Source organism: Nitrosomonas sp., from assembly GCF_024282095.1.
Taxonomy (GTDB): Bacteria; Pseudomonadota; Gammaproteobacteria; order Burkholderiales; family Nitrosomonadaceae; genus Nitrosomonas.
On record NZ_JAMWZS010000007.1, the window covers coordinates 67,353 to 81,092 of the forward strand.

Annotated in this window: 10 protein-coding genes and 1 pseudogene; all 11 read left to right on the top strand. The window is 46.5% G+C overall.

What is annotated here, in order from left to right; translation table 11 throughout:
* Nucleotides 1-335 precede the first annotated feature (335 nt).
* The 11 genes and pseudogenes from Q0K92_RS03645 (at nt 336) to Q0K92_RS03695 (ending at nt 13,702) form a co-directional block, all read left to right on the top strand.
* Nucleotides 336-1,367, top strand: a complete 1,032-nt coding sequence (locus tag Q0K92_RS03645; RefSeq protein ID WP_297324447.1) for an efflux RND transporter periplasmic adaptor subunit — start codon at nt 336-338, stop codon at nt 1,365-1,367.
* Between the two features lie 20 nt (nt 1,368-1,387).
* Nucleotides 1,388-4,549: a multidrug efflux RND transporter permease subunit gene (locus tag Q0K92_RS03650; protein WP_297324448.1), complete on the top strand. Its 3,162-nt coding sequence runs from the start codon at nt 1,388-1,390 to the stop codon at nt 4,547-4,549.
* A gap of 143 nt (nt 4,550-4,692) precedes the next feature.
* A pseudogene (locus Q0K92_RS03655) lies at nt 4,693-5,103 on the top strand (shikimate kinase); the annotation flags it as partial.
* Nucleotides 5,104-5,211: 108 nt separating this feature from the next.
* Entirely contained in the window at nt 5,212-6,312 is a 1,101-nt protein-coding gene (aroB, locus tag Q0K92_RS03660) for a 3-dehydroquinate synthase (protein ID WP_297324458.1), read from the top strand.
* The gene (locus Q0K92_RS03665) at nt 6,305-7,426 is read left to right on the top strand and encodes a deoxyguanosinetriphosphate triphosphohydrolase (protein WP_297324449.1); all 1,122 of its coding nucleotides are present in this window, start codon (nt 6,305-6,307) and stop codon (nt 7,424-7,426) included. Before aroB ends, Q0K92_RS03665 begins: the two co-directional genes overlap by 8 nt.
* A gap of 171 nt (nt 7,427-7,597) precedes the next feature.
* Nucleotides 7,598-8,671, top strand: coding sequence for a uroporphyrinogen decarboxylase (gene hemE, locus Q0K92_RS03670; protein ID WP_297324450.1), 1,074 nt, complete (start codon nt 7,598-7,600; stop codon nt 8,669-8,671).
* A gap of 31 nt (nt 8,672-8,702) precedes the next feature.
* Nucleotides 8,703-9,392, top strand: a complete 690-nt coding sequence (locus tag Q0K92_RS03675) for a response regulator transcription factor (protein WP_110339289.1) — start codon at nt 8,703-8,705, stop codon at nt 9,390-9,392.
* Nucleotides 9,373-10,647: a HAMP domain-containing sensor histidine kinase gene (locus tag Q0K92_RS03680; RefSeq protein ID WP_297324451.1), complete on the top strand. Its 1,275-nt coding sequence runs from the start codon at nt 9,373-9,375 to the stop codon at nt 10,645-10,647. Before Q0K92_RS03675 ends, Q0K92_RS03680 begins: the two co-directional genes overlap by 20 nt.
* A 293-nt stretch (nt 10,648-10,940) precedes the next feature.
* Entirely contained in the window at nt 10,941-11,897 is a 957-nt protein-coding gene (locus tag Q0K92_RS03685) for a sodium-dependent bicarbonate transport family permease (RefSeq protein WP_297324452.1), read from the top strand.
* Nucleotides 11,898-11,943: 46 nt separating this feature from the next.
* Nucleotides 11,944-12,261 carry a DUF190 domain-containing protein gene (locus Q0K92_RS03690; protein ID WP_297324453.1) on the top strand — a complete coding sequence of 106 codons (318 nt, stop codon included), beginning with the start codon at nt 11,944-11,946 and terminating at the stop codon, nt 12,259-12,261.
* Between the two features lie 343 nt (nt 12,262-12,604).
* Nucleotides 12,605-13,702 (top strand): hypothetical protein, encoded by a 1,098-nt coding sequence (locus tag Q0K92_RS03695; protein WP_297324454.1) that lies wholly within the window; start codon nt 12,605-12,607, stop codon nt 13,700-13,702.
* Nucleotides 13,703-13,740: the final 38 nt, after the last annotated feature.

Sequence of the window (13,740 nt, forward strand, 5' to 3'; positions counted from 1 at the left end):
GAGGAATATCTTATCTTCATATATGCAATACTTCTACATTATCCGTCAAGCTATCATGTTAGCTATTATACAGAACCCAATTATGGTTTTGTGGTTTTTGCATAATCAACTGGATTTTTAATTTCTAACTTATGAAGCAATTATCCCGAGTGACCATTCATCATTTTTTTACGATTTTCAGTTATCTAGAATACCCGCGAATTGTTAAGTCAGAAAAAAAGGCATGCACTATTTTTTTCTGTGGCGGATTAGCGAGTTTATTACTGATTGCATGTAGCGGTAATAAGTCAACCCAGCAAGCACCGCGTGTGGATGCAGCGATAGCCGTTACATTTATGACTGCAAAGCCAGTTAGCATGCCTGCCAGCTTGGAAACAATCGCGCAAACTGAAGGCGCCAAAGAAATTGAAATCCGTCCGCGGGTGGGAGGCATTTTACTCAAGCGCCTTTATACGGAAGGCACCGCAGTTCAGGCGAGGCAATCTTTATTTTTAATTGACCCGGAGCCCTTTCAGAATGCCTTGACAGAAGCGAAAGCCCTATTGAGTGAACAAAACGTTCGTGCCATGCGTGCCAAAAGTGATGAAAATCGTCAGCGACAATTGCTGGCTGAAAATTTTGTCAGTCAGCGCGCCTATGATCTGGCAAAAGCTGATCTGGCCATTGCAGAAGCTGCCTTACAAGCGGCGAAAATTCGCGTGCGACAGGCAGAACTCAATCTCTCCTACACCACTGTCAAAGCGCCGGTCAATGGCATGACCGGTCGCGCACTTTTCTCCGAAGGAACATTGATATCCGCCAATAGCAGTTTGCTGACGACATTGACACAGTTGTCGCCGATATGGGTGCGGTTTAGTTTTTCGGATAACGAAGTGGCGCGACTAGGCGGTCATTTAAACGAAAAAAATATACATAGCGTAACAATGATCTTACCCGATGGATCTGAGTATCCTCAGGCAGGTAAAATCAATTTTGCCGCCAGTAAAATTGATCCGCTGCTCGGCACACAGCTACTACGCGCAACCTTTGAAAATAGCGATCAGCGTATATTACCCGGTCAATTTGTGCGCGTGCGGGTAACCGCCGGAGAATCCAGGAATGTTTACGTGGTGCCTCAGGTTGCGGTATTGACCTCGGATTTGGGTCGATACGTCTATGTGATCAATGCGGACAATACGGTAGTGCAACGCCCTGTCAGCGTGGGTGATTGGATCGGCAAGGATTGGATTATTCTGGATGGATTGAATGCAGGTGATAGAGTAGTGATAGACAATATGATTAAATTAGTGCCTGGCAAAGCGGTTAATCCTCAATCTCGGGATACTTCGACCTCAGCGCATGCCGATGCTGCGCTTTTAAATCAATAGCAACCACCCAAACTGCTCACATGGCCAGATTCTTTATTACGCGCCCGATTTTTGCATCGGTTTTGTCGATCATCATTGTCCTCGCCGGATTGGCCGCTGCTACGCAATTACCGATCGAACAGTATCCGCGGATAACGCCGCCAACGGTTATCGTGACGGCAACATTTCCGGGTGCCAGTGCTGAGACGATGATCAAAACCGTGGCCGCGCCGATTGAAGAAAAGCTCAGCGCCATTGAAGGCTTGCTGTACTTTAGTTCCAGCGCTGATTCGAGCGGCCGGCTTACGATCACCATCACCTTCGAGATCGGAACCGACATTGATCGCGCCACGTTCAATGTGAGCAACGAAGTCAATACCGCATTGGCGCGTTTGCCCGATGAAGTAAGACGCACGGGCATCACTGTTCAGAAACGTTCCAATGATCTGTTGGTAGTGTTTGCCGTCACTTCCCAAGACCCCAAATACACGACGCTGTTTCTCAGCAATTTTATTACCAGCAATATTCTGGATGACCTGAGACGCGCGCCAGGTGTCGGCGAAGCAAGGATTTTTGGCGCGCAGGACTATTCCATGCGTATTTGGCTGCGGCCCGACCGCATGGCGCAACTGGGTATCACAACCAGCGATATTGCGGCCGCCATCCGGGCACAAAATGCGCAGCAAGCGGTCGGAAAAATAGGTCAGGAACCGGCATTGGCCGATCAACAACTGGTTTATTCCGTGACCGCGAAAGGCCGGTTACTGGAACCGGAGCAGTTTGAAAATATCATCCTGCGCTCAGGCGGACCGCGTGGCGTGCTGTACCTGAAAGATGTGGCGCGCATTGAGCTCGGTGCGCAAGATTATGCGACGCGCACACTGCTCAACGGCGAACCTGGTTTAGGCGTCGGTATTTTTCTGCGGAGCGGCGCCAATGCCCTGGAAACCGCAGCAGCGGTTAAAGCCAAGATGAATGAGCTGAAGCATTATTTTCCCGAAGGCATGCAGTACGTTATTTCCTATGACACCAGCCTGTTTGTTAAGGAATCCATCTGGGAAGTGGTCAAGACCCTGGGAGAAGCCATGCTACTGGTCGTTCTGGTGGTGTATGTGTTTCTGCAAAGCTGGCGCGCAACGCTGATTCCCATCATTGCCATACCGATTTCCTTGATCGGCACCTTTGCCGGGCTATGGCTACTGGGTTATTCGATCAATACCCTGACGCTGTTTGCAATGGTGCTTTCGATCGGCATTGTGGTGGATGACGCGATTGTCGTGCTGGAAAATATCGAACGGTTAATATCGGAAGAAAAGCTAACACCGATTGATGCGGCCATCAAAGCGATGCAACAGGTCTCCAGCGCCGTGGTTGCGATGACAATGGTACTGGCGGCGGTTTTTATACCCGTGGCCTTTCTCGGCGGCATTGCCGGGGAACTGTATCAGCAGTTTGCGGTAACGGTAGCTGTCGCTGCCGTTATTTCCGGTATTGTGGCTTTGACGTTGACACCCACACTATGCGCGATTTTACTCCGCTCCACACATCGCCAATCAGTTTTTTTTACTTGGTTTAACAATCGCTTTGAGCATATGCGCGGCTTTTATGTCGGCATGGTCGGCTTGAGTCTGCGTCATGCGGCCAGAAGCGCGCTGATATTCCTGATGGTGATTGCCGGCCTGATTTATCTGGTGAAAAATATTCCGGATAGCCTAGTGCCGCCGGAAGATCAAGGCTACGTGATTGCAGCAGTGATACTGCCCGATGGCGCAACGCTTGCACGAACAACCAGAACGGCAGATGCCATCAATACCGAGATGGCCAAGGAATCCGCCGTGGCTTTCCAGTTCGCGGTGAACGGACTGGATTTTATCGGTGGCGGTAACAAGACCAACGTTTCGACCATGTTTATACGCTTGAAAGATTGGTCGGAGCGTTCCACTACCGCAACCGATATTGTCAATAAGCTGTTTCTAATTGGCGCACAACAGTCCGATGGTCTGGCGATTGCCTTTAATCCACCGGCGATACGCGGCTTGGGCAATACCGGTGGTTTTGAACTCTATGTGCAGAGCCGCACAAATTCTGATACCGCGCAATTGGCCGGTGTGGTGAATGAATTTATGCAAACCTTGCGGCAGGAACCCAGGCTGGCCACCGTGAATACTTTTTTGCGATCGTCGGTGCCGCAGTATTTCATTGAAGTCGATGAAGCCAAGGCCATCGCGCAGGGTGTCGCCATTTCAGATATCTACGCCACGCTGCAAAGCACCATGGGTTCATTGTACGTCAATGATTTCAACCGCGCCGGACGGACTTATCGCGTACAGCTGCAAGCAGAAGCGGCTTATCGCATGAAAGCGGAGGATCTGGGCAAAGTATATGTTCGTTCCGAATCCGGTTCGATGATTCCTTTGTCGGCCTTGAGCAAAGTAAATCCTATCGTCGGTGCCGAGCAATTGGAACGATTCAACGGATTGCTGTCGGCAAAAATCATGGGCAGCGGTGCCAGCGGCGTCAGTTCCGGAGATGCAATTGCATTGGTTGAAAGCATTGCAGCCAGAACGTTGCCGGAAGGTTATCAGATTGCTTGGACCGGTGCCGCGTTTCAGGAAAAAAAAATGGGGTCGGCAGCAATTTTTGCTTTCAGCTTGGCCGTCGTGATGGTTTTCTTGATACTGGCAGCGCAATTTGAAACCTGGGCGTTGCCGTTGGCGGTCATTATGGCGATTCCTTTTGCGATGATGGGCGCATTGGTTGCGATTTTGCTGCGCGACATGCCGAATGATATTTATTTCCAGATCGGCATGGTGACATTGATCGGATTGACGGCAAAAAATGCGATTCTGTTGGTCGAATTCGCCAACCAGAGAATGAAACAAGGTGTCAACATCACACAGGCAGCCATCCAATCAGCCCAACTGCGCTTTCGGCCCATTGTGATGACTTCCATGGCCTTTATATTAGGAGTTATTCCTTTGGTCATTGCGACTGGCGCGGGTTCCGCAGCACGGCAATCGATGGGAACCGGCGTTTTTGGCGGGATGATTATGGCAACCACGATTGCAACGATATTTGTGCCGTTATTTTTCTCCTGGTTCGTGCATAAGCATGATTCCAAACAACCTGCAAGCAAGCAAAACACACCGCAACCACCGGTGACGCTATCCTATCAACCTGTCAAGAAACCTCGGGACGAGTAAGTCAAACGTACCAAATCAGTAAGTGTATCTGCGTACTGACTGGTAATTCAGCTACAATCACAGGTATGAATTTAAGCAAAACAAAAATACTCCAACCCGTTCAAAAAAAACTGGGAGACACCAATATCATCCTGGTTGGCATGATGGGTGCCGGCAAAACGACCATTGGCAAAACCCTGGCTAATTTTCTAGGCAAAACATTTATCGATTCCGATCATGAAATTCAGGACCGTACCGGCGTAAAAATTCCGGTGATTTTTGAGATTGAAGGTGAAGCGGGCTTTCGCAAGCGTGAGTCTGAAGTACTGGTTGAACTGGTTAAAAAGAATAATATCGTTCTGGCTACAGGGGGCGGCGCGGTGTTGAGTGAGGAGAATCGCCAGGTACTTAAACAAAATGGCATCGTCATCTACCTGCGGGCATCGGTCAATGACTTGTACCGGCGCACTCGGCACGACAAAAACAGGCCGCTGCTACAGACACAAAACTTATATGCACGATTGCATGAACTTTATATCCAACGTGACGCCTATTATCGTGAAACTGCGCATGTCATCATCGATAGTGGCAAGCAAGGTGTGCGTTACTTGATACAAAAACTTATCAATAAGTTAATTTCTATTAATCTCGATACTATCAGACAAAATGGCAATGAAAATACTATGCAAACCATTTCAGTAGATTTCACTATTTCATCAGAAAAACGCAATTATCCGATACACATAGGCCATGGAATCCTGGAACAGGCTGATTTGATCTTATCGTGCTTACCACAAAAGCGAGTTGCCATCGTTAGCAATACAACTGTTGCACCACTCTATCTGGAGAAATTGCGTCTGGGATTGGAAAAACAGGGGGTCATATCGGTTCCAATCATTATTCCGGATGGCGAAACACATAAAAATTGGGAAACTTTAAATTTTATTTTTGATGCCTTGCTTAAGAATCATTGTGAACGAAATACCACGATATTGGCGCTTGGCGGCGGCGTAGTGGGCGATCTCACCGGATTTGCTGCGGCAACCTACTTGCGCGGCGTACCGTTTATTCAGATTCCCACCACATTGCTGGCACAAGTGGATTCCTCGGTGGGCGGCAAAACCGGCATCAATCATCAATTGGGTAAAAATATGATTGGTGCTTTTTATCAACCACGCATGGTCCTTGCCGACAGCGCAACATTGAATACTTTGCCGGATAGGGAATTACGCGCGGGATTGGCTGAGATTATTAAGTATGGCTTAATCCGCGACCCGGCCTTTTTTGATTGGCTGGAACAAAATATGCGACGCTTATTGGCACGTGATCCAATTATTTTAAATGAGGCCATCCAGCGCAGTTGCGAGAATAAAGCGGAAATAGTCGCCGCTGATGAAAAGGAAAACGGGATACGGGCTCTGCTGAATCTGGGTCATACCTTTGGTCATGCGATTGAAAATGGGATGGGATATGGTGTTTGGTTGCACGGCGAAGCCGTGGCGGCCGGAACCGTGCTGGCAGCGGAATTATCCCAGCGCATGAAACTGATCAGTGAGGCTGATGTGCAACGTATCCGTAAGATTTTTATCCTAGCCGGATTGCCGGTCGCAGCACCTAAAATGCCGCTGGAAAAATATTTGCAACTAATGATGCTGGACAAAAAAGTGGATGCTGGAAAAACGCGCTTCATCCTGTTAAACCGGATTGGTGAAGCCGTGATGCGCGCGGATATCCCCCCCGCATTGCTCGGTAAAACAATATCAGCCTGCATGACCGATGAATAAATTGGCTGCTTATGCTGTATCGTCCGATAACTCACGCGGACGTGTCATTCATGAAACGCCGCCTGCAGGGCGTAGCGAATTTCAGCGTGACCGCGATCGCATCATACATTCCGCGGCCTTCCGCCGGCTGGAATACAAAACCCAGGTATTCGTCAATCATGAAGGGGATTTATTTCGCACGCGCCTGACACATAGCTTGGAGGTTGCACAAATAGGACGCTCGATTGCAAGAAATTTATGTCTGAATGAAGATTTGGTGGAAGCGATTTCACTGGCGCATGATCTGGGACATACGCCGTTTGGGCATGCGGGTCAGGACACATTGAACGATTGCATGCGGGATCATGGCGGTTTTGAACATAATCTCCAATCCTTGCGGGTTGTTGACGTGTTGGAAGAACGATACGCTGCTTTTAGCGGCCTTAATCTTTGTTATGAAACGCGGGAAGGCATACTCAAACATGTTGCCAAAAAGAATATCGCAAAACTGGGTGAACTCGGAGAACGCTTTCTGCAACACACAAGACCATCATTAGAAGCCCAGTTGGCAAATTTTTCGGATGAGATCGCCTACAACAATCATGATGTCGATGATGGCCTGCGCTCAGGCCTCATTACGTTGGATCAGCTGGAAGAAGTTACTATTTTCTCGCGTCATCTCACACAAATAAAAAACAAATATCCGTCACTGCCACAGCGTCGCATGGTGTATGAAACAATTCGCAGCATGATCAATACGTTGGTTACCGACTTAATCCAGCAAAGCACCATGAATATCAAGCATGCTGGCGTGCATAGTCTTACCGACGTGCATCTAGCGCCGCCGCTCATCGGTTTTAGTCAGCAGATTAAGAAAGAACAGCAAGAATTAAAAAAATTTTTATACGATAATCTTTACCGGCATTTTCGTGTTGTGCGGATGAGCAACAAAGCACGCCATACCATAGAAAAATTATTCTCGGCTTTCAGTTCGGAGATACGTCTGCTACCTACTGAATATCAAAAGAAATTTGAACACGAAGGATATCAGGTAATTGCTGACTATATTGCTGGTATGACAGACCGGTACGCGATTAAAGAATATCAGCGGGTATTTACGATTGCCGAAAACTAAATTTGTGCACTTAATTTTTAACCGCAAGGCTCATTTTTATAAGGTATCTATTTCTCATGCCCGATTGGCAATATACGGAATGGCTATTCGCTGGTAATATTGTCGATGATAAGAAGGTAACCTGTCTGTATAGAGGCAGCCTTCAAAAGAACAATAACTATAGGTTTTTTAATGACAAAACTCAAAAACGATACATTTCTACGGGCGCTGATGAAGCAACCTGTGGAATACACACCCGTTTGGCTCATGCGCCAGGCCGGTAGATATTTGGCAGAATATAATGCAACACGGGCGCGCGCAGGTGATTTCCTTTCGCTGTGCAAAAACCCAGGTTTTGCGACGGAAGTGACATTGCAGCCGTTGGCACGTTTTCCGCTGGATGCTGCCATATTGTTCTCCGATATTCTCACGATTCCTGATGCAATGGGATTAGGCTTATATTTCTCACACGGTGAAGGACCTATGTTTGAACGTCCTTTGCGTGAGGAAAAAGCAATCCATGCATTGACGGTTCCTGATCCCGGCGCAGAATTGCGCTATGTGATGGATGCAGTCTCAGAGATCCGCAAAGCGCTGGATAATCGAGTACCGCTGATTGGTTTCTCCGGCAGCCCATTTACACTTGCCTGTTACATGGTTGAGGGTCGTGGCGGCACTGAATTCCGGGAAATCAAGACCATGTTATACCAGCGCCCCGAGCTGTTGCACCATATACTGGATATCAATGCAAAAGCCGTCACGGCCTATCTTAATGCGCAAATAGAATCCGGCGCACAGGCTGTGATGATTTTCGACACGTGGGGTGGCGCATTATCACAGGCTGCTTATCGGGAATTTTCACTACGCTATATGCAGCAAATCATTGCCGGTTTAAAACGTGAGCGGGATGGCGTACGAATTCCAAGTATTGTTTTTACCAAAGGTGGCGGTTTGTGGCTCGAAGCCATTGCGAACATTGGTTGTGATGCTGTCGGATTGGATTGGACAATTGATATTGGTGAAGCACGTCGGCGCGTAGGAGAAAAAGTTGCATTGCAGGGCAATCTTGATCCATCGGTACTTTTTGCATCACCCGAAGTAATCACTGCGGAGGTGGAAAAGGTACTCGCTAGTTATGGTAATGGCAGTGGGCATGTATTTAATCTGGGGCATGGTATTTCTCAATTTACCCCGCCGGAGAATGCGGCAGCCTTGGTAGAAGCGGTGCACACATTAAGCCGTAAATTTCACTCGGTGAGCACTTAAACGGAATTGAATTATCATCGTAGGTAACTGTATGCATATATTGATTATTGAAGATGATCTGGCTATCGCTGCCAATCTTTATGACTTCCTGGAATCACGAGGGCATAGTGCAGATGCGGCCGCTAATGGCATCGCCGGACTTCATCTGGCTGTCACACAACGGTTTGATGCCATTCTGCTTGATTTAGGCTTGCCGGGAATGAATGGAATTACCTTGTGCCGGAAGCTGCGCCAGGAGTCACAAATTGATACACCTATCTTGATGTTGACCGCACGTGATACATTGGAAGATAAATTGACCGGTTTCGAATATGGCGCTGATGACTATCTCATCAAACCGTTTGCATTAAAAGAAGTTGAGGCTCGCCTGCTGGCAATGCATAAAAGACATATCGGTAAGGTCGCCAATCGTAAACTGGAATTTGACAAACTCTCTTTTGACCCTAAAACCCTCACCATTCGTTTCGAAAACAAAAATGTTAAGCTTCCACCCAAGTGTATACGCTTATTGGCACTGATGATGAGTGAGCCCGGTCGAGTATTCAGTCGGGAAGAACTCGAATTGGAAGCCTGGGAAGACGTTCAGGAAACCAGCGATACATTGCGCAGCCATATGCATATTTTGCGGCGCGCACTCACAAAAGCGGGTGGTTACGATCCTATCGAAACTGTTCATGGTCTAGGTTACTGCTTGACTTCTCGTGATCAGATTCCCGATTGAACATAGCCTGCGCTACCGTGTTGCAGTAGCGCTGGCAACATTCAGCATTTTCATAGTCGGAACACTTTGTATCATTCTCTATTTTGCTTCGGATAACATCGAAGAAGCCCATATAGAACAAGTGATTGAAATGGAAATGGATCATCTTGTTCATCGTTATCAGAAACACTCAGATTTCATTTCTCAAGTAGGCTCACACCTCAAAACCTATGTTATCCATACTATGGACGACGAGTTACAAATCCCTGCTTATTTGCGCGGATTGCAAGCTGGCTACCATCGAATCGACTATGGGCTTGAGGATTTTCATGTTTTGGTGCGCACCACTAATGCTGTGAAGTTTCTTGTAGCCTACCGAATTTCGCTGCATCAGCAGCGATTAAGTAAACTGAGGCTGCTCATTTTGTTATCCTGGGTGGCAGTAGTTGCCATTGCATTTGTTGTAGGGTATTTACTTGCCGGTATACTCGTCAAACAGGTAACAGAATTAGCGGAGCGAGTAAGCTTACTAGCCCCTGGCGATATCCAAGTTGGATTGCTGGCACAGCCTGACATGGATGAAGAAGTCGCACAACTTGCACGCGCATTGGATGATTATCAAAGTCGCATAAAACGCATGCTCCAACGTGAACAAGAATTCACCGCCAATATCAGCCATGAATTAAGGACCCCGATTACAACCATTCTAACCAGTTGTGAATTACTGGTTGCAACACCTGATTTACCGGTCAGAGCGCATCATCGGATAAAAATGATTGAAGCGGCTGCCACGCGTATGGGCGAACAATTACAAGCTTTATTATTTTTGGCACGTGAACAGGCATTAGGCGTCATGGAACCCGTTGCTATCGCCGAATGTGTTTTTGATGCAGTTGAGCCGATATGCGCAGAAATTTATCGGAAGAAATTGAATTTTCAAGTAAACATTGCGCCCGCAGTTACTGTCACACTTAATCGTCAAGCATTACATACCGCACTGATGAATCTGCTTCGAAATGCTGTGCAGTATACTGAAAATGGTTTTATCCGGGTTGATTTCAATAATCAGCGATTGTCAATTTCAGATTCTGGCATTGGAATAGAGCCCGCTTATTTACCATTACTATATGAGCGTTTTTTTCGCGGCTCGACTCAAGGTCAAGGACTGGGTATTGGACTCGCTATTGTTAAACGAATCTGCGATCACTATGGTTGGCTCATCGAAGTAGACAGTACCCCTGGGAAAGGCACCACATTTCATATTATTTTCCCTTAATCATTGGATAGATAGTATTTCCTTTCTTCACGAATTCTTCACATTTCTTATGTTAACGTTTCTATGTGAAGGGCAATTCAGTCACCAGATCCAAGAAAAGTGTTTCTTATCATTGCATACTTCGTTAAGATTATTGCGTTTCGAAAAATTTCAGTTAAAAAAACTGACCAAAAATCCTGCTGGGCTGTAAGATTATTTGGTTTTTGTTCTGAGTTTGTGAAACCCCGAAGAATACTGTGATAAGAATGTTAATAAATCAAACAAAACATAATTAAGTAAAGAGGGAGTTTTGCATGGCAACTATACAACCAGTTGTACTGTTTTTTGTATTCGGGGTTTTGGCGGGTGTCATAAAGTCTGACCTCAAGATACCTGAGGCTTTATATAAGAGTTTAAGTCTTTTTCTGCTCATCGCCATTGGTTTCAAAGGCGGCGTGTCGATGGCCAAGTACGAAATCATGGAAGTGCTGCCTATCGCTCTATCCATGGTTGTTTTAGCAGCGCTGATTCCGCTGACTGCTTATCCAATCTTAAGATTCATTGGTAAATTCACCCAGGCTGATGCAGGCGCTATTTCTGCTCACTATGGTTCGGTAAGTGCAGTGACGTTTGCCGTTGGTGTAGCCTTTCTAGCTGCCAAGGATGAACCTTCCGAAGGCTATATGGTGCTCATTATGGCGCTGATGGAAATACCGGCACTGGTAACCGGCACGGTCTTGGCACGCGCGGGTGCTGGCGGTGAAAAAACCCAATGGGGTAAGTTGATGCACGAGATTTTAACTGGAACAAGCCTTTATTTATTGATAGCTGGCGTGATTATTGGTTATTATGCCGGAATAGTGAAGCTTGTATCACCGCTCGATAAAATGTTCATGGACCTATTCATGGGTGTGTTGGCCTTCTTCCTGTTGGAAATGGGCTTGCTAGCAGCGTCACGGCTATCGGCAGTGATGAAAAAAGGCCTATTCATCGTTTCGTTTGGTATACTTTTCCCAATGGCAATGGGAATGTTCGGTGCTTACTTGGGTTGGTTATTTGGCTTGTCAGAGGGTGGTACGATGTTGCTGGCTGTCTTGTATGCCAGCTGTTCCTATATTGCCGCTCCTGCAGCCATGCGTATTGCGGTGCCAGATGCGGATCCAGCGGTTTCAATCGGAGCGTCTCTAGGCGTGACTTTCCCCTTTAACATATTCATTGGTGTACCGATTTACTGGGAAATGTCGGTATGGTTTCATAGCATCGCGGTTTAGAAACTATTAAACTTTATTTAATGATTGATCTTTCTGGAAAAAATTTATGAATAATACAATCGCAATGAAAAGATTCGAGATTGTCATCGGAATAGAACAACTCGAACAATTAATGGAATTGTTGGAAAGAAGTGAAGTACGCGGATATACTGTTATCAAAAATGCAGGGGGCTACGGATCGCGAGGCGCACGAAATCCTGATGATGTTTTAATGGAGCAAGAGAATGTTGTTATCGTTCTTGCTTGTAAGGAAGATCAGGCACAAAGAGTACTGGACGAACTAAGACCGGTGATGAAAAGCCTAGGCGGTATGTGTCTTATTTCAGATTGTACCTGGGTTGAAGGACCTGCTGTCTCATACTAAATCCATTTGTTAATATCAACTGTAATACGCGTGATTCTAAGTTATTGATAACGCGTATTACAGAATATAAATTGAGTTAAACCACCTCCGGCAAAACTGGAGGTTTTGCATATCGCTAAAGCGGTACTTACATACCTGGTTTCAACTGATCATAGCATTCATCTGTCTTTTTTCTTATCTCGGTTATACATTCTGACCATCTTGTCATCCAGCTTCACCGTCGATACGCAATACCCACGAGCCCCAAAATTTCTCCCGAAAATCCTGCTTCTTATTCAGCATCTATTCAGATTCTCTTCTATATGATGATAACAAGTATGAAATCTTGAGGCGAGGGGGATATATGAAAAAATTTAAACTAACATGCATAGCTATCGCTCTGTGTGGATTATTTTCAGCAAGCCTCGTAAAAGCCGGCGGAGATGGGGGTGGCGATGGCGGTGGTTTTGATGGAGGTGGTTTTGATGGAGGTGGCTTCGACGGAGGCGGTTTTGATGGCGGCGGTTATGATGGAGGCGGCTTTGATGGCGGTGGTTATGACGGCGGAAGCTTCGATTCCGGCAACTACTATGACCAAGGCAGTGACTTTAGCGGTGGTTACGACCAAGGCGACTTCGATCAAAACGATGCCTTTTATCCGGATGATGGATTTGATCCGCAGGAAAATTTCTCCGATGCCCCCAATCAGGGAGGCGACTTTAATCAAACAGGTGAGTTTAACCAATCCAATGATCCCGGACTTGAGAGCAATCCTAACCAAGGTATCGAATCTGCACAAGGCAAAGAAATCACGTCAGATCCTTCACAGGGTAGCTTGACAACCCAGAGTAATGAATCTGCCGAAACCGGTTCATCGGCTCAAGATAATGGCGTTACTCAGAATGAAAATGATACTGCCATTCAGAACTCCAGCAATCAGAATGATCAAGCAGCTCAAAACAATGAATCTACCACAACCGATCAGGCTGCACAGGGTAGCGGAACCACTCAAGATGGTTCTACCGCTCAGAATGTTAACATCCAAAATAATGTTCAGACAGATCAGAATGCTAACAACTACAATAACTGGAATCACCATCACGGTCATCACCATCATGATGGATTCGGCTTAGGGCTAGGATTGGGTCTCGGGCTAGGTTTTGGATTTGGCCCATTCAGTCCTTTTGGCCCATTTGGCGGTTTTGGTTATTATGGTTTTGCGCCCTTTAACAGCTTCGGTTTTTACAATAACTGGGGTGGCGTCGGCTTCTATAATAATTTTGCCTTTGGCCCCTATCGCCGTTTTGAAAGCTATTATCCATTAGGCGGTTATCCTGTGGGAGTCGTAAGTGCCCCAGTATTAGCATCACCAATGGCGCTTGCACCGCCTAGACCAACCTATATCCAGCAAAATACTGTTTCCCGCCCTGCCCCCCCCCGGCCAAAAAATAATATAATGTAATTTTTGCCTTAAACAGTAGGTTATTATAACATATTCAA

What these genes read in the sequence shown, in the direction of transcription:
- aroB (WP_297324458.1), top strand. Translation starts at nt 5,212, where the DNA reads ATGCAAACCATTTCAGTAGATTTCACTATTTCATCAGAAAAACGCAAT.
- Q0K92_RS03665 (WP_297324449.1), top strand. Translation starts at nt 6,305, where the DNA reads ATGAATAAATTGGCTGCTTATGCTGTATCGTCCGATAACTCACGCGGA.
- Q0K92_RS03685 (WP_297324452.1), top strand. Translation starts at nt 10,941, where the DNA reads ATGGCAACTATACAACCAGTTGTACTGTTTTTTGTATTCGGGGTTTTG.
- Q0K92_RS03695 (WP_297324454.1), top strand. Translation starts at nt 12,605, where the DNA reads ATGAAAAAATTTAAACTAACATGCATAGCTATCGCTCTGTGTGGATTA.
- hemE (WP_297324450.1), top strand. Translation starts at nt 7,598, where the DNA reads ATGACAAAACTCAAAAACGATACATTTCTACGGGCGCTGATGAAGCAA.
- Q0K92_RS03645 (WP_297324447.1), top strand. Translation starts at nt 336, where the DNA reads ATGACTGCAAAGCCAGTTAGCATGCCTGCCAGCTTGGAAACAATCGCG.
- Q0K92_RS03690 (WP_297324453.1), top strand. Translation starts at nt 11,944, where the DNA reads ATGAATAATACAATCGCAATGAAAAGATTCGAGATTGTCATCGGAATA.
- Q0K92_RS03675 (WP_110339289.1), top strand. Translation starts at nt 8,703, where the DNA reads ATGCATATATTGATTATTGAAGATGATCTGGCTATCGCTGCCAATCTT.
- Q0K92_RS03650 (WP_297324448.1), top strand. Translation starts at nt 1,388, where the DNA reads ATGGCCAGATTCTTTATTACGCGCCCGATTTTTGCATCGGTTTTGTCG.